Source organism: Clostridium sp., from assembly GCF_047777555.1.
Classification (GTDB): Bacteria; Bacillota; Clostridia; order Clostridiales; family Clostridiaceae; genus Clostridium_H.
In genome coordinates, this window is the sequence record NZ_JBKEEV010000009.1 from 12,522 (window position 1) to 33,991 (window position 21,470).

Annotated in this window: 16 protein-coding genes and 1 other annotated feature; of the genes, 4 read left to right on the forward strand and 12 right to left on the reverse strand. The window is 32.0% G+C overall.

What is annotated here, in order from left to right; translation table 11 throughout:
* Positions 1-3: 3 nt before the first annotated feature.
* From ACFWTK_RS11620 to ACFWTK_RS11650, 7 genes are all read right to left on the reverse strand, one after another.
* Positions 4-960 carry an acyl-CoA dehydratase activase gene (locus ACFWTK_RS11620; RefSeq protein WP_415876141.1) on the reverse strand — a complete coding sequence of 319 codons (957 nt, stop codon included), beginning with the start codon at positions 958-960 and terminating at the stop codon, positions 4-6.
* A complete protein-coding gene (locus ACFWTK_RS11625) occupies positions 941-2,038 on the reverse strand; it encodes a 2-hydroxyglutaryl-CoA dehydratase (protein WP_415876142.1) in 1,098 nt (365 codons plus the stop codon). The genes ACFWTK_RS11620 and ACFWTK_RS11625 overlap by 20 nt, the downstream gene beginning before the upstream one ends.
* The gene (locus ACFWTK_RS11630; RefSeq protein ID WP_415876143.1) at positions 1,992-2,930 is read right to left on the reverse strand and encodes an acyl-CoA dehydratase activase-related protein; all 939 of its coding nucleotides are present in this window, start codon (positions 2,928-2,930) and stop codon (positions 1,992-1,994) included. Before ACFWTK_RS11630 ends, ACFWTK_RS11625 begins: the two co-directional genes overlap by 47 nt.
* Positions 2,931-3,163: 233 nt before the next feature.
* The gene (locus ACFWTK_RS11635) at positions 3,164-4,597 is read right to left on the reverse strand and encodes a carbon starvation CstA family protein (protein WP_415876144.1); all 1,434 of its coding nucleotides are present in this window, start codon (positions 4,595-4,597) and stop codon (positions 3,164-3,166) included.
* A gap of 104 nt (positions 4,598-4,701) precedes the next feature.
* Positions 4,702-4,900, reverse strand: a binding site (T-box leader).
* A gap of 86 nt (positions 4,901-4,986) precedes the next feature.
* Positions 4,987-5,604, reverse strand: coding sequence for a DUF488 domain-containing protein (locus tag ACFWTK_RS11640; protein WP_415876145.1), 618 nt, complete (start codon positions 5,602-5,604; stop codon positions 4,987-4,989).
* 29 nt (positions 5,605-5,633) lie between these two features.
* Positions 5,634-8,798 (reverse strand): AAA domain-containing protein, encoded by a 3,165-nt coding sequence (locus tag ACFWTK_RS11645; protein WP_415876146.1) that lies wholly within the window; start codon positions 8,796-8,798, stop codon positions 5,634-5,636.
* Positions 8,799-8,935: 137 nt separating this feature from the next.
* Positions 8,936-9,940, reverse strand: a complete 1,005-nt coding sequence (locus tag ACFWTK_RS11650; RefSeq protein ID WP_415876147.1) for a LacI family DNA-binding transcriptional regulator — start codon at positions 9,938-9,940, stop codon at positions 8,936-8,938.
* A 235-nt stretch (positions 9,941-10,175) separates the two neighbouring features.
* Here ACFWTK_RS11650 and ACFWTK_RS11655 point away from each other — a divergent pair, with 235 nt between their 5' ends.
* Positions 10,176-10,868 carry a DUF421 domain-containing protein gene (locus ACFWTK_RS11655; RefSeq protein ID WP_415876148.1) on the forward strand — a complete coding sequence of 231 codons (693 nt, stop codon included), beginning with the start codon at positions 10,176-10,178 and terminating at the stop codon, positions 10,866-10,868.
* Between the two features lie 19 nt (positions 10,869-10,887).
* Entirely contained in the window at positions 10,888-11,253 is a 366-nt protein-coding gene (locus ACFWTK_RS11660) for a DUF4363 family protein (protein ID WP_415876149.1), read from the forward strand.
* Between the two features lie 49 nt (positions 11,254-11,302).
* Here the strand turns inward: ACFWTK_RS11660 and menA are convergent, their stop codons facing one another.
* From menA to ACFWTK_RS11675, 3 genes are all read right to left on the reverse strand, one after another.
* Positions 11,303-12,250, reverse strand: coding sequence for a 1,4-dihydroxy-2-naphthoate polyprenyltransferase (gene menA / locus ACFWTK_RS11665; protein WP_415876150.1), 948 nt, complete (start codon positions 12,248-12,250; stop codon positions 11,303-11,305).
* Between the two features lie 12 nt (positions 12,251-12,262).
* Positions 12,263-13,300 (reverse strand): FAD:protein FMN transferase, encoded by a 1,038-nt coding sequence (locus tag ACFWTK_RS11670; RefSeq protein ID WP_415876151.1) that lies wholly within the window; start codon positions 13,298-13,300, stop codon positions 12,263-12,265.
* A gap of 111 nt (positions 13,301-13,411) precedes the next feature.
* A complete protein-coding gene (locus tag ACFWTK_RS11675; protein ID WP_415876152.1) occupies positions 13,412-13,930 on the reverse strand; it encodes an FMN-binding protein in 519 nt (172 codons plus the stop codon).
* Between the two features lie 371 nt (positions 13,931-14,301).
* Here ACFWTK_RS11675 and ACFWTK_RS11680 point away from each other — a divergent pair, with 371 nt between their 5' ends.
* On the forward strand, positions 14,302-16,179 hold the full coding sequence (locus ACFWTK_RS11680; RefSeq protein ID WP_415876153.1) for an FAD-dependent oxidoreductase: 1,878 nt from the start codon (positions 14,302-14,304) through the stop codon (positions 16,177-16,179).
* Positions 16,180-16,302: 123 nt separating this feature from the next.
* Entirely contained in the window at positions 16,303-17,268 is a 966-nt protein-coding gene (locus ACFWTK_RS11685; protein WP_415876154.1) for a polyprenyl synthetase family protein, read from the forward strand.
* A 40-nt stretch (positions 17,269-17,308) separates the two neighbouring features.
* On the opposite strand, the gene ACFWTK_RS11690 is transcribed toward ACFWTK_RS11685, so the two are convergent.
* Both ACFWTK_RS11690 and ileS read right to left on the reverse strand, forming a co-directional pair.
* On the reverse strand, positions 17,309-18,205 hold the full coding sequence (locus tag ACFWTK_RS11690) for a LysR family transcriptional regulator (RefSeq protein ID WP_415876155.1): 897 nt from the start codon (positions 18,203-18,205) through the stop codon (positions 17,309-17,311).
* 3 nt (positions 18,206-18,208) lie between these two features.
* On the reverse strand, positions 18,209-21,325 hold the full coding sequence (ileS, locus tag ACFWTK_RS11695; RefSeq protein WP_415876156.1) for an isoleucine--tRNA ligase: 3,117 nt from the start codon (positions 21,323-21,325) through the stop codon (positions 18,209-18,211).
* Positions 21,326-21,470 lie beyond the last annotated feature (145 nt).

Consider the following 21,470-nt stretch of genomic DNA (forward strand, 5'->3'; position numbering starts at 1 on the left):
TAATTATACAATCATTTTTTCACTCCACTTACCGCATCTATCTCCAAAGCATCCAACTACTTCTGTAGAGTTTTTTATATTTACAACTTCACACCTATTTGGACAGCCACTGCATTCAAAACTATTAGATACAAACCTTGCATCTCCAACTTCCAGCCCTTTAAAATTAGTAATTTTCTTCTTCTGAACCGATTCTGCACCTATAATTGCAGCACCTATTGCTCCCATAACATCATGGTGCTCTGGTACATAAACTTTAAATCCTAAAGCATCTTCAAAAGCCTTTTTTATACCTTTATTTGCAGCAACTCCACCTTGAAAAAATACCTTTTGCTGAATATCTTTTCCCTTGGCCACATTGTTAAGATAATTTCTTACCATAGCTTCGCAAAGTCCTCTTATTATATCTGCTTCATTATATCCCAGTTGCTGCTTATGTATCATGTCAGATTCTGCAAACACAGCACATCTACCTGCTATTCTAACAGGAACATTAGACATTAGAGCATAGTCACCAAACTTTTCTATTGGTATTTCTAATCTTTCCGCCTGTCTATCTAAAAAGGAGCCTGTTCCTGCTGCACATACCGTATTCATAGCAAAGTCTGTTACAACTCCTCCTTTTAGAGTGATTATCTTTGAATCTTGCCCTCCTATTTCTATAATAGTACGAACCTCTCTATCAAGATGAAGAGCAGCAATAGCATGAGTAGTAATCTCATTTTTTACAGCATCTCCTCCAAGAAGAGCAGCTGCTATATGTCTTCCGCTTCCTGTTGTGCCAACAGAAACAATTTCGTCACTGCTGTACTTTTCCTGCAGCATTTTTAATCCCTTTTGTACTGCTTGTATTGGTCTTCCTTTTGTTCTCAAATATATCTTTTCTATAACATTCATATCTTTATCTAAAAGTACAAAATCCGTGCTAACGGAACCTACATCAACACCCATATGATACATTTTTCTGTCTCCTCTCAATTAAATCTAAAAATGCTTCAATTCTAGTAATATAGCCTCCATCTCCAGTCATTTCATCAACTACTAAACTCATTATAGGAAAATCCTTATCTCTTGATATTGATGGAAGTATGGCTTTAGTTATAATCTCTGGCATACATCCCATAGGAAATATTTGAATAGCTCCATCAAACTTATCTTTTTCAGCCATCACAGCCTCTCCTATACATTCTCTTGCATGCCCACCTATGTAATATGGCAAATACTCTTTTGATGCTCTCCTAAGATCAAGGGAGTTTAATTTCAATATCTTCATAGCTGCATCCTTAACCCACCAACTAGGAGTAAGCTTTCTTTTGCTGCATACACCATAATCCATAAGCTTATCTTCTATATTAAGATTAGGAAACGGATCTATAACTGTATATATTTCTCCAATTATAGCCACCTTAAGAGGGTTCTTATTTTTATCAATAGGAATATTTTCTATGGCATTCTTATAACTTTCTAAAATCTTTATTGCTTCACTTGGATCATTAGTCTTAACTACATCTCTCTTACATTGATTTAGAATCTTCTTGCAATCTCCTTTATTCACTTCATACCCTGCTAAATAATGAGCCTTCTCTTCAATTTTATCTATTAGGTTTATTGCCTTTAATGCCCTTAATGCTGCTATAATCTTCTCTCCATTGCTCTTAGGGCTTTCTGATATTAAATATTCTATTCTTTTTAACAGCTCCTTTTTTCCTATATCCTTAGGATAATCCATGACTATAAACTTTAAATTATATCCTAAATTTTTCAAAGCTTTCATTTGAAGTTCACAATATTCTCCAAACCTGCAAGGTCCACAGCTTCCAACTAAAAGTATAGTATCAGCTCCCTGTTCTATACTTTGAATATAATTTCCCATCATTATTTTGTAAGGCAGACACATCTCTTCTGGAGCATAGGTCACCCCTATTTCAAGAGCTGTTTTATTGTTTATTGGCGGAATAATATAATCTATTCCTAATCCATCAAAGAGTATTTTAACTGCAATGTATACGTTGCCCATATGTGGAAATGTTACCTTCAACCCTCTTACCCCTTTCTATCATATCTATAAATGCCTCTATTCTTGTATTAAACCCAGCCTCTCCTGTCTGCTCATCTACCTTTAAAACAAGAAAAGGAAAATCTCCGATTCTATTCTTTATAAGTTCTATTACTACGGAATCTATACCACAAGCAAAGGAAGATATATATATAATCCCATCTACTTTCTTATTTGAAAAAAGAGTTGCTGCAGCTCCATATGCATTTCTAGCAAAACTCCAAAATGGTCTTTTAAAAAGCTTATCTACTTCCCTATCTATGTCTCCTTGTGAAACAAATTCTTCTGTAATAACTCCAGCTCCAAACTTATGAAGTTTTTTTACCAAATTCATATTTATAAAATTATCATATACATTATATGGATGCCCCAGTAATGCTAGTTTTATATCATAACCATCTTCATTTATCCCTTGTTTAAAGTTTCCTTGAACTGCTAGAGCTTTTATATATGCTGTATCTACTGCATATATATTTCTAGATATCATAAGGCCTAATTTTTTACACCAACTATGAAGACTTTTTTCTGAATTTATGTATAATGGTAATTCTGTAATCTTAGGCATATCTGGAATGCTATTTTTTATCATCTCAGGAAGGCCGCAGAACTTTGGACATATATATTCCCTATCTCTAATGCACATGATTCTAGGTACAATTATTAGATCGCATTTATCTTTTATACTATCTACATGACCATGAAAAATTTTCATTGGAAGGCATACTTCATCTACAGAATACTTTACCCCTTTATCTAATATTGTTTTATTTGTATCATCAGAAACAATAATTTCTGCTCCTATTTCCTCTAAAAATGTATGAATAAAAGGATAATACTTGTAGTATAGTAATCCCTTTGGAATTCCTACTTTCATATTTTTCCTCCTCTTTTATATATAAGCCTACATTTTCCTATTATTGAACAAAAGCTTCTAATTTATTCACAAAAAAAATATATTAAGAAAATTTATGGTTTTGTTTAGACTCTGCATAACAATATTTCTTTATTATCAATTTTTTATTTACACTTTAGATAAATGATAAAAGACCTTAACAGGTATCCCTGCCAAGGTCTTTTATCATTTATCTTTATTGTAATTATTTTGTTTTATTTATTATCGTAAGCTGGTACTGCTTGTGTATCTTTGCGTTTTGTTTTATATAAAAATACTCCAAATGATACAAATGCAGCTAATAATCCCACTACATTTGATACTAATCCATTGATTTTAAATCCTTCTGGTGCTTGCATTATATAGCTTATACATACAGCTGTCATAAATATAGCTGGAAGAGTTGATATCCAATGGTTCTTATTTGCTTTAACTAAATATACAGAACATGCCCAAAAGGTTACCATTGCAAATGCTTGAGTTAACCATCCCATATATCTCCAAAGGATAGGAAATTGAACAAAAGTCAAGAATATGGATACAGCAAACATCGGTACAGCTAATATTAGTCTATTTTTTATCTTATCCTGTGGGAAATGAATTATATCCCCTAATGCAAGTCTCGCACTTCTAAAAGCAGTATCTCCTGTAGTTATTGGACATGCTACAACTCCAAGTATTGCAAGTACACTTCCAACTGGACCTAACAGTGTTCTGGTTATTTCAAATACTGCTCCAGAAGCACTAGACTTGCCAAGTACTACCTTGCCAAGTCCAGGAACTCCATTATAGAATGCAAGTCCTGCTGCTATCCAGATAAGGGCAATAACCCCTTCTACAATCATAGCCCCGTAAAACGAATGTCTAGCATACTTTTCGGATTTAAGACATCTTGCCATCATAGGTGATTGAGTAGCGTGAAATCCAGATATAGCACCACAAGCAATAGTAACAAACATCATAGGCCACATAGGTGTATTGTTAGGATGTAAATTAGAAAAGCTTACCTCAGGAATATGATATCCCTTTAAAATTATTCCTCCACTAACTCCTACCGCCATTATTAACAAACAAATGCCAAATAAAGGATATATTTTCCCAATGATTACATCAATAGGAAGAACAGTTGCTAAGAAATAATAAATGAATATAGCTGCTATCCAAAAGTTTCTATCTAAATGTTCTGGAGTTAACTGTGCTAGTAAGTCTGCTGGACCTGTAACAAATACAACTCCTACAATAATACAAAAGAAAACTGTTACAACTCTCATCATACTTTGAACCTTTTTACCAAGATACATTCCATGTATTTCCGAAAGACTTGCCCCATTATGTCTTAAGGAAATCATGCCCGATAAATAATCGTGAACAGCTCCTCCTAAAACACAACCTGCTATTACCCATAAGAATGCCACTGGCCCAAACAATGCCCCTTGTAATGCGCCAAATATAGGTCCTAAACCAGCAATATTTAAAAGTTGTATTAGGAAAACCTTCCACGTTGGCATAGGAACATAATCAACTCCATCCTGCATTGAATATGCTGGAGTTTCTTTAGAAAAATCTGCCCCAAATTGTTTTTCAACATACTTAGAGTAAAATAAAAAGCCTGATAAAAGAAGTAATAGCCCAATAATAAAAGTATACATAAAATGCCCCCTTTTTATATATAAAATTATTTATGCTGCAGTTATTTTTATAATAATTCCGGACTTATTATAAAAATAACTACAAAAAAACCTACTTCTGCCCCAAAAGGGGCGGAAAGTAGGTCCGCGGTACCACCCAAATTTATCACTCATTTTATCTAACGGCACAAACCGGCTCAGCTTACTGAAATTTCAGCCTACAGCTCAAGGATGATTTTCAGCAACCTTAGTCTATGGACTCTCACCTAACTCCATTCTCTGTAAGACATATCTTTGCTTACTCTTTCCTATCATAGCTTTGGTTTTTGCAATTTTTTAAAATTATAATATTTTTCCATCTATCTGTCAACTATTTTAACCAAAGCTGTAAATGTTTACTATTATTTTTTCTAAACTATCTTTTTAAGTTCTTTCCATTTTCTTCGGTATCCCTCTTCTATGACCTTCCTCTTCATCTCTTTTTCAGATATATTGTCGTAATTATCATTATCTAGCACTTCTTGAAGAGTTAAGTTAACAATATTCTCCTTTAAATCTGGTTCATAGGTTACAAAGATTTCTTCCTCTATCCTCTCTTGTGTCTTTGATTTATTCTCATCAATTATATGCTCTACCTTAACTCCATTGCTCTTTAAAGCATATCCTAAAAGAATGCTTCTATGACAGTTAAAAGGATTTCTCTCTGAACACATAAGCGCAATATTATGTCCTCGCCTAATTCCTTCTACTATTTTACGTATACCTTTTTTAAATATATCTTCCTCTATTATACTGTCAAAATTAGATTTTCTCCTCTTATTACCTAATTCTTCTCCCATATACATGTAGTTAATGCCTGATTGCTTTATAGCTTTCTCTAATATCTCTCTGTTAAAAGCTTTGGTATAATCATTATTGCTATAAGGATTGCTTCTAACATCCATTACACAATCAATTCCATAACCCTTTATTATTTCTATAAAATCCTCTAACTTTCTTGTAGAATGTCCAATAGTATAGCATGTCATTCGTATATCCCCCATTTATGAAAATATTTTTACGCAATTTTGTATACGTTATTCTTTATTAACTTATCCTCTTTTTGATTAAACTTCATACAGTATTTTAATAGTTTAGCTCTTATACAATCCTGTTTTAAATCCTCTAAATCAACAGAATGGAATAACCACATTTGCTTTCTTGCTCTGCTTGCTGCTAAACTAAACCTTCTTACATCTCCTTCCTTAGTTAAAGCTGCAAATTTAACATTGTTTGCAATAACCATAGATAAAAAAATTACATCCCTTTCATCTCCCTGAAATAAATAAGGGCTGCCGCAAATAATTTTTCTACTTATAATTTCCTTTTCACTGATTCTCTGCTCTATTAAATTCTTTATTAACTCACTTTGAGCATCTCCTAAAAGGGAAATCACTCCCATGGTCATGCCATTATATTTTGGATCCTTGCAGCATTCTTCTATTTTATCTACCAGGCTTTCAGCCTCTTTTATATTTATATTTTTTATCTTATCCCTCTCCCCTTCAACTTTTACAGTCTTAACTGCACCTCCTAAAAGTTCATTTTTAAAAAAGTTTATTGGGGATAAGACTTGATCTGAATAATAAACCTTATTACTAAACCCTACTATCTCTGGCAAAGATCTGAAGTTTCTTCTTAATACAACTCTTGATGGAAATACTCTAAATGCTGTACTGTGAATGCTTGTCCATATATCAAACCACTCTGAATGAGGTATTCCATTTAAATATTTATCTATAAGCTGTTGAACTTCTTTTCTACTATTTTCTGAGGATTCACGATTCATTTGCCTATGATCTCCAACTATTACTGCCTTTTTGGCTCTAATCAATGCTGATATAGCAAAAATATTGCTTTCATTGCCATCTTCTATTATCACTACATCAAATGGTTCTTCGGATAGATTGAAATTTTCTACGACCTTATTAATAGGCATAACCCATACAGACATGAAGTTTTTAAAATTGTCTATTTCCTTTTTAGCTAGCTTTATATAATTACTTTTAGCTTTCCCAGAAGAATTCTCAATCCTTCTTACCGCTTCTTTCCAAGCATACAAACTTCTTTTTTCACTTTCCCCTATCTTACTTAAGGTATTAAACCATGCTTTTTTCTCCACCAAACTTCTTACTAAACAAGCTTCTTTCTTCTCTTCTAAGCTTATTTTCTTTTTAATATTTTCAACTTGGAACTTTTCCAATTCCTCTTCTAAAAGATTAGAAAGCTGCCTCCAGGACCAAGCTATACTGAAATTTTTATATTTTGTGAGCATATTTAATCTGTCCTCTTCATTCAATAGTCTTTGTACTAGTTTAGGACATCTTTTATTTACTTTCTCTAGTAAATACTCCAGCTCTCTAATATTAGGCGCTATTTCCTTAAGCCTATGAATTTTCTTATATGATTGTCTTAGTAATAAAATATCCATCTTGTGAAGGGCATCTACTATTTCTTCAAAACCTTCTACATTTGAAATAAGTTTTTCAATATTTCCGATATAGCTCTTCAAATTTTCATATTCGCTTATATATCTTATACTTAAAACCCCATATTGTAACTGGGAATAAGTATCTATATTGTACCAATCCACTTCAGTCAAAAATACAATTTTTTTCATTGAATCCATTATTCTTTCTTTAATCTTCTTATCCCAATTTATAATCACATCTATCTTATTTATATCATCTTCTAAATTTGCTAAAACATTTAAGTTTATCCCCTCTATTTTTTCCGCTCCATACTCAGACATTGAGTTATTCCATAGGTTTCTCAGACTCTCTTCAATAGAACGCTGCTCTATATATAGTTTAGCTATTTTAGCTTGCTCCTTAGACTCTATTTTCTTTCCATCCACTCGACACTTGTCCAAAATGTCTTGACATTGTCTGTGGAAAAGCTTAAATAACTTTCCTACCCTACCTTTTTGTTCGTATTGATTATATATAACATTAAATTCATCAACTAATACATTAACATCCATATCTTTAGGAATTTCAACACTATGACCACTTATTTCTTTTGCAATACTTCCTATTTTCTTTATATAATAATTAGTTTTTAATATTGTTTGCTGAAGAACCGTCTTAACTGTTTCACCTTTTTTTGTACATTCTAAAATATTTTGAATCCAACTGTCTTTTATATCTTCTAAAAATCTCTGTGTACTTTCTAACAACCTAATAATGTAATCATAATCGTAGTCAGAATTATAAGATATACACCAGTTTTTTACAGCTTTCTTATAACCTATATAATTTCTTCGTATATCCATTATTCTTTGAATTTTAGCAACTAATTCATCGCAAGGAGGTATATTATAAAGAATAGGTCCCATCTCATTAAATTGATATATCTCTTCTTTGTTTATAGTGCTTATAAGATAAACTAATCTGGAAAACTTAGCATCTGTTAAAAGTGGTTTTTCATTATAATTTATATTATCTTCTATCCAGGAGTATTGACTTTCATTTTCTTCAAGCCAAACCTTTACACCTAATAATTTATACTTCTTGCCGCAATATTGTATCTCTTTATCCCAAATAGCCATTGCTTGTTCTAAATCCTGATTTAACAACTGATGTTTGCTTTTACATTCCATTAAACTTCTTACAGTGTTTTTTATATCCTTATCTAAGTTTTCTAAATCAGTATCTAATCTTTCTGTTACCTTATCTATTGAAGTATCAAGATCCTTTATACAATCTGTATCACCTTGAATTACACTTGCACATAAAGGTCTTATTTCTTTTGGTATTCTGTCAAGCAATATTCTAAGAGGCTTAGCTCTTTCACTTGTGACCAAAATCCTTTTATTATGAGCTAGCAGATGACAAATTAAATTTATTATAGAATGTGTTTTTCCCGTTCCTGTGGGCCCTTCTACTACAACTCCAAAGCCTTCTGCTAATTTTCTTGCAATTTCTTTTTGTTCATCATTATGTTCAAGAGGATATAATATGTTCTGCGCTGTATTTTCCCATTCTTCTACATTCGTCATATCTTTATCTACATAACTCTCGTCAACTAAAGCTTGTATTGATGAAGGAATATACCCTCCTGTACTCATTTTATTTGAAATTCTTTTAAGCTCTTGGCTCCAAATTTTTTCATTTTTTTGAGTAAGTTTTCGTACACTCGTAAGATAGGAAACTAGCTTAAGTAGCTTTTCTTCAGTATCCATAGGCACACCTCCCTACGTTAGCAGTTTACATTTGATTTTATTTTTTACATTTTTTACCTTAAACACCTATGATTATACCATATAATTCCATAAATGGGTAGAAAAAAAATGTATGCCTTTTCGACATACATTTTTATCTACTTACAAGAATCTCTTTCAACTAATTTATATGGCAAAACAAATAACTTCTTATCAATAGGTTCATTATTTATTTTCTTTATGAGCATTCTAGTAGCTACAGAACCCATGTCATATAATGGCTGAGCTATTGTTGTAAGCCTTGGATAGAAAAATCCTGCGCCATAAGTATCATTAAATCCAATAACATCAACATCTTCTGGAACTTTTATGCCATTATCTCTTAGAGAATTTATTGCTCCCATAGCAAGTTCATCATTTGCACAAAATAGTGCATCTATATCCTTAGTCTTACTTAATATAGAACTCATTGCCTTATACCCATCATCTGCTTTTAATGAATACTTGCAAAAGTATACTATATCCTCATTGTAAGAAATATTGTTTTCCTCAAGAGCATCTTTATATCCATAATATCTTATAGCACTAGCATTTACAGCATCCACATCTGTTCCTATATAGGCTATCTTTTTATTTCCCTTTTTAATTAAGTAATTTACTGCATCTATGGCAGCTTGTTTATTATCTATTACTACACTTGGATATTCAGTCTCTCTTCCATTGGTTTCAATTAATACTAATGGCATATTACTGTCCTTTATAGTCTTCATTACTGTAGATTCTAAAGAGTTACTTATATATATAACACCATCCACCATCTTTTCTCCAAGAACTCTCAAGTACTCCAGCTCTTTTTCAGGATCTAAATCTGTATTACAAAGTATTATATTATACTCATAAATATTAGCTACATCCTCTGCTCCTCTAACCATTTCAGGATATATGGAATTTGAGATATCCGGTATTATTATACCTATTGTTTTTGTTTTCTGAGTTTTTAAACTTCTTGCCACTATATTTGGTCTATAGTCTAACTTTTTTATAGCTTCCAAAACTTTTTTCTTAGTTTCCTCATTAACTACATCTATATTATTTAAAACTCTCGATACTGTGGCAATGGATACGTTTGCTTCTTTAGCTACATCTTTTATTGAAGCTGCCATTCTACCAACTCCTACTTTATTATATTTTAATACATATTATACAATAGAAATTATTTAAAATACAAGTTATATAATTAATCTTTCGTTATTAATCCTATATCCTTAATAAGGATAGTATATGCAACATTATGCACATATACGACTTCTTTAACTAAGTTTGTATTAAAAAGAATTAAATTTATTTTTTTCCTCATACTAATCTTAATAAAGTATAACCATAAATGAGGTGAAATCTATGAACGAAGCTCTTATAGTTCTTGTTAGAGGAATAATAGGCTTTTTTAGTTTGCTAATTTTTGCTCGTGTTTTAGGTAAACAGCAAATCAGTCAGCTTACCTTCTTTGACTATATATTAGGAATAACCATAGGTTCTACAGCCTCTACTTTAACCACAGACTTGACAAGTACAGTATGGTCTCATTGGGTTGGTCTGCTTACTTGGACTGTTTTATCTCTTATATTGCAATTTATTGCTCTAAAATCTAAAAAAGCTTCAGAGTATTTAGACGATAAGCCTACAATAATAATTATGAACGGAAAAATATTAGAATCATCAATGAAAAAATTAAGATATAGATTAAGCGATCTTCTTGAGCAATTAAGGGATAAAGGCGTCTTTGATTTAACTCAAGTAGCTTTTGCAATATTAGAAAAAGATGGTCAGCTTTCTATATTGAAAAAGCCAGAATACGACCCTGTAACTCCAAAAAATTTAAACTTAACCGTTCCTCCTTCTTATTTAAGTTCAGAATTAATATATGATGGAATTGTTATTGAAGAAAATTTAAAGAAGGTTAACAAGGATATGAAATGGTTAGATCTTCAATTAAAAGCCCATAACGTAAAACATATCTCTGATGTTTTTGTAGCAACCTATAATCCACCAGATTCAATCTACATTGATCTTTATGAGGATCACATTCAATAAAAAGGAGGAAAACTTGCATATGAAAAAGTTCTTAGGCTATATAATACCTATTGCTGCCATAGCTATATTTATAGCTGTTATGCTAAGCGGGAAATATTTAAAACAGCCTTTCAACCCTTCTGAAGATGTAATGAGTTTTGTAAATGCTGCTATAGCAGATGTTCAATCTGAAGATTGGATAAAAGTCGAAAATGACATATATAATATTGAAAATGCTTGGAATAAAATCATTCCTAGGATTCAATTTAGTGTAGAAAGAGATGAAATATATAATATAGGAATAAATATAGCTAGACTAAAAGGAGGTTTATCTTGCAAAGATAAACCATCAATTCTTACAGAGCTTTATGAACTTATAGAAAACTGGAACGAATTATCAAAATAAAGCCCCCAATGTTAATTTATTGGAGGCTTTATTTATTTTCCTTGGAGTATTACTTCATAAATATAGATATTCCTAATAATATTATATAGAATATATTCATTAGCACAAAGTTTTTTACTGATATAACAAATGTCTCTGCCTTACTTGGCTTACTTTGAAATACTTTTATATTCTTTCTCACTGGAATTAAAGTAATGAGCAGTAAAAATAACGTAAAAGGAAGTATCTTTAAGAATACTAATAATATTATATCCACATATCCTATATAATACAAAACCTCAAATAGTTTTAGTGTAGCTTTTCTACCTATATAATATGGCAAAGTAAATCTTTTGTTTTTTATATCTTCTTCTACATCACAAATATTATTTGCAAGCATGATGTTAGCAATTCCATTTATAAGAGGTATGCTTATTAAGAACATACATAATACTTCTTTTATATTCATGCTGATGCCTAAAATGTTATTATTATATGCCAATGATAGTATTCCTGCATCGTGCACATGTATATATATTGCCAAAAATGTAATTATAAATCCCATAAATATGCCTGAAAAAATCTCTCCTAAAGGCATACGGGAAATTGGAATAGGTCCAAATGTATAAAGAATTCCTGCTACGAAGCATACTGCTCCTACCAAAAGTACAACCAAATTTGTATTTAGCGCAAGAAGTACGCCAAATATTGTAGCAATACTAAGTAAGATAAATATTATACCTAGAGCTGTAGATTTTTTCATATTATATTTTTCAATAGCATTTTTAACTTCGTAATTATAACCTCCATTAGCATGTGCCTTCCTATAATCACAATAATTATTGATTGCTGTTGTGGCCATATCAAAGGTTATCAATGATATAAACATAATTATGAAATTTTTTAAACTAAAGCTATCATATCTATATAAAGTATAAAGTGTTCCAAGGATAAATGGTATAACACTTGCAACCTTAGTTTGTATTTCAACATATTGAAAAAAAGCACGCAGCATCATTTTTATCACCCTCTAGTTCATAAGAGTAAAATCATCATTGGTAATTTTAAAATTATCTTTTATACCTTTAGTTACATAAACTTTCTTATCTTTAGTAATAAATATAGCATCTACATCTTTAATGCTTTCAATAAAATCCATTCCGCCTTTTAAGCCTTTTGAAAATACAGAAGTTGAAAGCGCATCCCCATCTATGGATTTGTCACTTACTATAGTTACTCCTGCTATTTCATTATCATAAGGGTATCCAGTAAAAGGATTTAAAATATGGTGATACTTTTTACCATCCTTTTCTATAAATCTTTCATATATACCTGATGTAACTATAGATTTATTTTCTACATATATTGTTCCAACAATTTCTCCTCTTGACTGAAATGGATTTTGAATTCCTATTTTCCACAAGTCCCCATCTGGCTTTGTGCCTAAAGCAAATACATTTCCTCCTAAATCTATAATTGCACTTTTTACACCTTCGTTTTTTAAAACTTCTGCAACAGCATCTGCTGTATATCCCTTTGCTATGGCACCAAGATCAATAATCATTCCCTTTTTCTTTAAAAATATAGTCTTGTCCTTCTCGTTTAATTGTAAATCTTTATATCCTACCAATTTAAGTTTTTCATCTATTTCTGATTGAGTTGGAACTTTCGCTTCTGGAAGCCCTATGCTCCAAAGCTTTACTATAGGACCTACCGTTATATCAAAGCTACCTTTTGCCAACTCAGAATATTCTAATCCCTTTTTGGTTATTGCCAATGTGTCATCCTTTACCTTTACTGGTGTCTTTCCAGCAGCTTGATTCACCTTATCTAATTCCGTCCCTTGTTCATTTATGCTTACTTCACTTTCGATCTGCTCAATTCTGTCAAACCCTTTAGAAATTATATTTTGGTCTTTTTTATCATATAGAGAGATTTTAACTACTGTACCCATAAAAAGGTTAGTTCTGCTTATAGGCTCACTTGAATTATTTTTTGTGCAGGCAACCATACTTATAGTGGATATAAACATGGTTAATACTAGCAGTACCTTTTTTATATTGTTCATTAAAAAAGTCCTCCTTCATATGAATTAAGGAAAAAAACCTTAGACTTTGTATGTCAAGCCTAAGGTCAAATTCTAATTAATTATATCAAATTTAAATTAATTGTCTAGTAATTATTCAGCCATATCAACAGTTGCTACTGCTGTATCTCCATTTTTTGCATTTTCAAGTGCTTTTCCAGCAAGTGTCTTAAAGTTAGCTACAGAATGAGTTGCACCTGCTACAGTATCTACAGCTTCTGGATCTTGTTTTTCAACTAATGAATCTTCTAATTCTTTAGTGTATTTAGCTGGGCCTGTCTTTACTTTTGCTTCCATTTTTTGATTGTATTCAGCATCTTCTGATTTGAACTTTCCATCTTTGTTTGTATAATCGAAGTTAACTGTAGCAATTTTTCCGTCCTTAATTTCTACTTCAACAAATGGCTTCCAGCCCTTATCATCAAAATCTTTAGCTTCTGCCTTGTATGTTCCGTCTTTTAAAGCTGATTCAGTTTTTGCAGTTTCTTCAGTTTGAGTTTGATTTTGAGTATTATTTGTTTTAGCAGCTTCTTCTTTAGAACCACATCCAGCAAGTAATCCTGCACTTATAACAGTACTAGCAAGTATTACAGATAACCATCTTTTCTTCATTTATTAATCCCCCTATTGGTTAATTTAGTTTGTTTGTGAAATGTCAAACAATTTTTTGAATCTTTTTTAATCTAGCCAGCTCTTTTTTGCAATTTAATTATACTATACTTCCTTTATATTTGGATATTTGAATTTCTAATGTTATATTAGACTTACTTATATCAAATTTAATAACTTTTTTCTCTACTTTGAGCATTTTCAAGGGTTTCATGACTTCAAATATGTTTTTTGCATATAAGTTTTCCTTATTATACATATGGACATATTGTTAATTTAAATATAAAATTCTATTCAGATAATAAATTTTATCATAGTTTTTATTCTTTGTTATTATTTTATTAAGGTTACTATATAATTAAAGAGGTGATTAAATGTCAGCAAATACAAAGATATTAATCTTAGGTGCCGGCTATGGTGGAGTTCATGTAGCTAAAAAGCTTGCGAAAAAATATAAAAAAAATGATTCTGTAGAAATTACACTAATCGATAAAAATCATTTCCATACTTTAATGACAGAGCTTCATGAAGTAGCTGGTGGAAGAGTTCATCCTGAATCCGTTCAAATTGAGTTAAGCAAAATATTCGGTAGAACTAAAGTTAATGTGGTTACAGACTATATTGAGAAAGTAGACACTGATAAAAAGGTAGTAACAACTTCCTACGGCAAATACGAGTATGACTATTTAGTTATAGGTACAGGTTCTGAACCTGCTTTCTTTGGCGTACCAGGTGTAAAAGAAAACGGTTTTACCCTTTGGTCTTTTGAAGATGCAATAAAAATAAGAGAGCACATTCAAACCATGTTCTCTTTAGCCGCAAAAGAAAGAAATGAAAAAAAGAGAAAAGAAATGCTTACTTTTGTAGTAGCTGGTTCTGGATTTACTGGAATTGAAATGGCTGGAGAACTCCTTGAATGGAAAAGTAGACTAGCTAGAGAGTATAATGTAGATGAAAAAGAGGTAAAATTATTAGTAGTAGAAGCAATGTCTACTATCTTAAATATGCTTGATAGAGGTCAAGCGGATAAAGCAGAAAAATATATGCAAAAGCACGGCGTGGAGATATTAAAAGATTCTCCTATTGTAGAAGTTACTAAAAACAGCGTAAAGCTAAAGAGTGGAAAAGAAATTAAAACTCAAACACTTATCTGGACTTGTGGTATACAAGCTAATCAAGAATCTAAAGAATATGGACTACAAAATGGAAGAGCTGGAAGACTTCTTTCAAATGAATATATGCAAGCAGTTGACAAGAAAGATGTTTTTGTAGTTGGTGACATAACTTATTACGAAGAAGAACCAGGACGCGGAACTCCTCAAATAGTTGAAGCAGCTCTTCAAACTGGAGATACAATAGTAAAAAATATAATTGCCTCTATAGAAAAATCAGAAATGACTAAATTTAAATCAAACTATCATGGATTTATGGTTTCAATTGGGGGAAGATACTGCGTAGCCAATCTTTCTGGAATGAAATTATCTGGATTCTTTGCTATGCTTATGAAGCACTTAGTTAACCTTCACTATCTTTGGGGAGTAAATGGAATCAATGCTTGTTATCATTACCTAATTCACGAATTCTTCTCAATAGAAGATAAGAGAAATATAATGAGAGGTCACTTATCATCTAAAGGAAACAGATTATGGCTTGTTCCATTAAGATTGTTCATGGGAGTTATTTGGCTTTTGGAAGGCTTAAAGAAATTTGTTGGAGAAGGTACTTGGGCTGATAAAGGATTTAAGGCTTTATTAGATGGTCCTGCCTCTGATAGTTGGATTAAAGCTGGAAACATTAAAATGCCTTTTGAATGGCTTCAAACTGCCGCTAACTCTGGAGCATCAGAAGCTGCATCTAATGCCAGCACTGCTGCTACACAAACTCCAATATTAAGCCATATGCCAAGCTTTTATAGTGCAATAATGAAGATTATGATACCAACCCCTGAAATCGCTGTTTGGTTCCAAAGAATGGTTGTTTGCATTGAAATAGGTGTAGGTCTTGCTCTACTTGCAGGTTTATTTACATTCTTAGCAAGTGCTGCATCAGCATTCATGGTTACTAACTTTATTCTTTCAGCAATGGCTGGATGGGATATACTATGGTATTTCTTTGGTGCTATAGCTCTAATGAATGGAGCAGGTAGAACCTTTGGATTAGATTACTGGGTAATGCCATGGATAAGTAAAACACTGGGTAATTGGTGGTTTGGAAAGAGAGTTCCTGTTTATAATCAAAGAACATCTTCCTAATAACTTATGTGAAATAAGATAGTTTTAAATTAATATGCTAATATATAATTTGCTTTAATATAGGTAGAGTGAACTTCACTCTACCTTATGATTATTTAAAAAAGTAATGTAGAGGATGATGATATGGATAAAATATGGGACAATTATAAGGATATAAAAGATGAATTAAATAATGTTATTTCTTTTATGGAAAAAAATACAAAATGCAAAGATAAAAAAATAGAAAACTCCATTAATGAACTAATCCATTCTGGTGGGAAAATGCTTAGACCTGCATTTGTTATAATCTCCTCTCACTTTGGAAATTATGATGGGGAAAAAACCAAAGTTTTAGCCTCTGTAATTGAAATGCTTCATATGGCAACCTTAGTTCATGATGATGTTATAGATGATTCTAAAACAAGACGCGGCAAAGAAACTATTCAATCAAAATATGGTAAAGATTATGCAGTATATATTGGAGACTTTCTTTTTTGTGCATGCTTTAAAATCTTAGCTTCTTCTTCAAGTCTTCAAAGTATAAAGATAGACAGCAACTCCATGTCTAGAATTTGCTTAGGAGAAATAAATCAGTTGAATTCAATGTTTGATACCAAGTTATCTGTAAAAGACTACTTAAATAGAATTTCTGGCAAAACAGCTGAACTATTTTCTCTTTCTCTATACACAGGTGCTTCTGAAAGCGGATGCAGTGATGCTCTTTCTAAACAATTTTGGAAAATAGGTCATAATATCGGAATGGCATTTCAAATCATAGATGATATTTTAGATTATGTAGGTACTGATGATTCTATAAAAAAGCCTGCAGCAAGTGACTTAAAGCAAGGAATATTTACTCTTCCATTTATATATGCTGCAAAGAAAAATAGAAATGCTTTCAAACATTATTTAGGAAAAGAAAGCTTTTCAGATGAAGATATAAAGGATATTATATCCTTAGTAAATAAATACCAAGGTATTGAAAATGCAAAAGATGTTGCAAATAAGTACACAAAGAAAGCATTTAAATTGATAGATAATCTTCCAGAAAACACCTACAAAGCAATCTTAAAAGAAGTTGCAGAAAAACTTCTCTTAAGGTCATATTAAAAGGACAGCGCCTTATTGGCACTGTCCTTTTATTTAATCATTAAAGTTTGCTTAATATTCTCTTAGTTTCTCTTTTAAATATATCTATCAATTTCTTATATTTGCTATAACTATTCTTATTATAAGAAAAGAATATATCATATTTAAAAGATAAATCTTCTACTTCAAAAGTCTTTATTGTGCCCTTCTCAATTTCTTCTTTAACAGAATTCTTAGGAAGAAGACTTATATCATCAGTCTTTTCTACAGACTCCTTAGCTATGCATATAGAATTAGCAGTAAATACAAGCTGCAAATCCTCTATATTAACACCTTTAGACTTAAGTCCGTAATTAAGCGCTGAATATATATCTGGTCCATCATCTAATAATACAAAGAAATACTTTGAGAGTTCCTTGGCAGAAATCTTATCCCCAATATCTATACTAGGATTAGCCACAAATATTAGTTCATTTGTACCTACTTTAAAGCTAGTTATGTTATCTGTTTCTATACTCTCGTAAGTTACAGCCATGTCTGAGAGATTTCTATCTAGCTCTGCCTGAATATTCTCTTGGGGCATATTATTAAGCTTAAAAAACCATTGATCATTTATAGCTTTTATAGCAAGCAGAGCTTCTAGAATAATAGAGTCAATTTCAGAAGAAGATGATGAAACTACAAAAGTATCTTTATGCTCCTTTATATTAGAAATATCCTCTAATATTCTATCATGAGCCCTAATTATGGTTTTCACATGTCTTAATATTATCTCTCCTTCTTCTGTAAGAGTAACCCCTTTGTTACTTCTCTCAAGAAGAGGTATCCCCAGCTCTTGCTCAAGCTTTGAAATACGCTGGCTAAGAGCTGATTGGGATATATGGGAAAGACCAGCTACCTTGGATATACTTTTTAAAGTTGCAACATCATAAAAATTCTTTAGAAATTGAATATCCATATGCTATTCTTCTTTTTCTACAGCTATTTCAAGATTTTCTCCGTTAATCTTGAAATCATTATATTCTCTGCTTTCATTATAAGCTATTGCTGTAGCAAGAGTTTCTTTCTTTATATGGTCTTCAAACTTTTTAATCACTTCTTCAAGCATCTTATTGCCTGCAACATAGAGTCTTATTCTATCTGCAACTTCAAAACCGCTTTCTTTTCTTAGGTTTTGAACCTTGCTTAAGATCTCACGAACAAAGCCTTCTTCTCTAAGCTCTTCTGTAATAGTAGTTTCAAGAACAACTCCTACTTCTCCTTCTCCTGCAAAAGCAAATCCTTCAAGTCCCTGCATTGTTACAAGCAGATTTTCTGCAGTAAGTTCTATTTGTTCTTCTAGTCCTTCCACATTTATAAATACAGACTTACCGTTATTTATAGCTTGAGCAAGTTCCATTTGATTTTGTTCAGATATTGCCTTTCTTATAGCAGGAATATATCTTCCATAAGCCTTACCTAGCACTGGTAAATTAGGCTTGATTTCAAAATTAACATATTTTGAAAGATCTGCACCGAATTTAACATCTTTAATGTTAAGCTCTTCTTTTATTATATCTCCGTAGTATTCTGGAAGAGATTTTGTGCTAACAAGCATTTCTGCAAGAGGCTGTCTGTTCTTTATATTAGCTGAGTTTCTAGCACTACGTCCAAGCTTTACTACCTTATAAGCTAAATCCATTTCTGCTTCAAGCTTGCTATCTACAAGGCTTAAATCATATTTTGGCCAATTTAGAAGGTGAACACTTTCAACTGCATTACTATCTAAGTTAACTACTAAGTTTTGATATATTTCCTCTGTCATAAATGGTACAAATGGTGCTGCAACTTGAACAAGAGTTACAAGAACTCTATAAAGTGTTGTGTAAGCTCCTATCTTATCATCTGTAAGCTCTGTAGTCCAGAATCTTGCTCTGTTACGTCTTACATACCAGTTTGAAAGCTCATCAACAAAATCTTCAAGCTCTAATGCTGCTTCAACTATTCTATATCCATCTAAATGCTCTTCTACATTTTTAATCAATGTATTTAGCTTAGATACTATCCACTTATCCATTACATTTTCTGATACAAAATCCTTATAATCTAGTGGATTAAACTTATCAAGCTCAGCATATAGTACATAGAAAGAATATACATTCCATAATGTGCTTAAGAACTTTCTTTGTGTCTCTCTTACATCTTCCTCTGAGAATCTTGTTGGAAGCCATGGCGCACTAGCTGTATAGAAGTGCCATCTTGTTGCATCTGCTCCTTCATTATTTAAAACCTCAAATGGATCTACTACATTTCCCTTTGACTTTGACATTTTAAGTCCATGTTTATCTAAAACGTGGCCTAAAACTATGCAGTTTTCAAAGTCACTCTTACCAAACAATGCTGTAGATATTGCAAGTTGTGAATAGAACCATCCTCTTGTTTGATCCACAGCCTCTGATATAAACTGTGCTGGGAAAGTTTTTTCAAATACTTCTTTATTTTCAAAAGGATAGTGATGCTGTGCAAATGGCATTGAACCAGAGTCAAACCAACAGTCTATAACCTCATGAGTTCTTGTCATCTCTTTACCGCAATGAGGACAAGTAAGTTTAACCTTATCTATATATGGCTTATGAAGTTCTATATCCTCTGGAACGTTTATTCCTTTCTCTCTAAGCTCTTCAATGCTTCCTATACATTCTCTATGACCACATTCACATTCCCAAATTGGAAGAGGAGTTCCCCAATATCTATCTCTTGAGATACCCCAGTCTATAACATTTTCAAGGAACTTACCAAATCTTCCTGTTCTAATGTTGTCTGGATACCAATTTATCTTATTATTGTTTTCTAAAAGCTGATCTCTAAGGGATGTCATTCTTACAAACCAGCTGTCCTTTGGATAGTAAAGAAGTGGTGTATCACATCTCCAGCAGTGTGGATATGAGTGAGTAAACTTCTCTGTTTTATAAAGCATTCCATTTTCTTTTAGATATTCTATTATCTTAGGATCTGCCTTTTTAACAAACATTCCCTTCCAAGGCTCAACTTCGTCTACAAACTTACCTTCTGCATCAACTAAATTTATAAGAGGAAGATCATATTTCTTTCCTGTCATACTGTCATCTTCACCATAAGCTGGTGCTGTGTGTACAACTCCTGTACCATCTGTTAAAGTTACATAGTCTCCATGTACTACATAGAAAGCCTTTTTCTCTGGTGTAACAAACTTAAGAAGTTGTTCATATTCTGTTCCTAATAATTCTTCTCCTTTAAACTCTCTAACTATTTCATAATCTCCGACTAAAACCTTTGGAGCAAGTTCTTTTGCAAGTATTAAATATTCTCCATTATTTAATACTTCTACATAATCAAAGTTCTTGTTTATTGTCAAAGCTACGTTACTTGGTAATGTCCAAGGAGTTGTTGTCCAAGCAAGTATATATTTATTCTCTTCTCCTTTTACTTTGAACTTAGCAAAAACAGTAGCTTCCTTAACATCCTTATATCCTTGAGCAACCTCGTGAGAAGATAGTGCTGTTCCGCATCTTGGGCAGTATGGAGTTACTCTATGACCTTTGTATAATAGGTCTTTTTCCCACATCTGTTTTAATGCCCACCATACGGATTCTATATAATCATTGTGATAAGTTACATAAGGATTATCCATATCAACCCAGAAAGCTAGTTTTTCGGACATATCCTTCCAAAGACTTGTGTATTTAAATACACTGTCCTTACATTCTTTAACAAATTTTTCAACTCCATATTCCTCTATTTGAGGTTTACCTGAAATTCCAAGTTTCTTTTCTACTTCAAGTTCTACTGGAAGTCCATGAGTATCCCAACCAGCCTTTCTTAAAACCTTGTATCCCTTCATAACTTTATATCTTGGAATTAAATCCTTTATAACTCTTGTTAAAACGTGTCCTACATGCGGCTTACCGTTTGCTGTTGGAGGTCCATCATAGAAAGTGAAATATTCACCATCTTGATTTCTATCGAAACTTTTCTGAATTACATCCTTTTCCTTCCAAAGCTCTGCTATATTTCTTTCCATATCAACAAAGTTTGTAGAAGTTTCTACCTTTTTGTACATCTCTTTATCTCCTCTCTATAAAATTGTAATTATTTTAATTATTGCCAAAAATCTACTCTATAATCTAAGAAAATGCTGCGTATTTTTCTTAGATTAGACAAATAACCACACGAGTTGGGGCAAGTTTATTAGCACCTAACTTAAG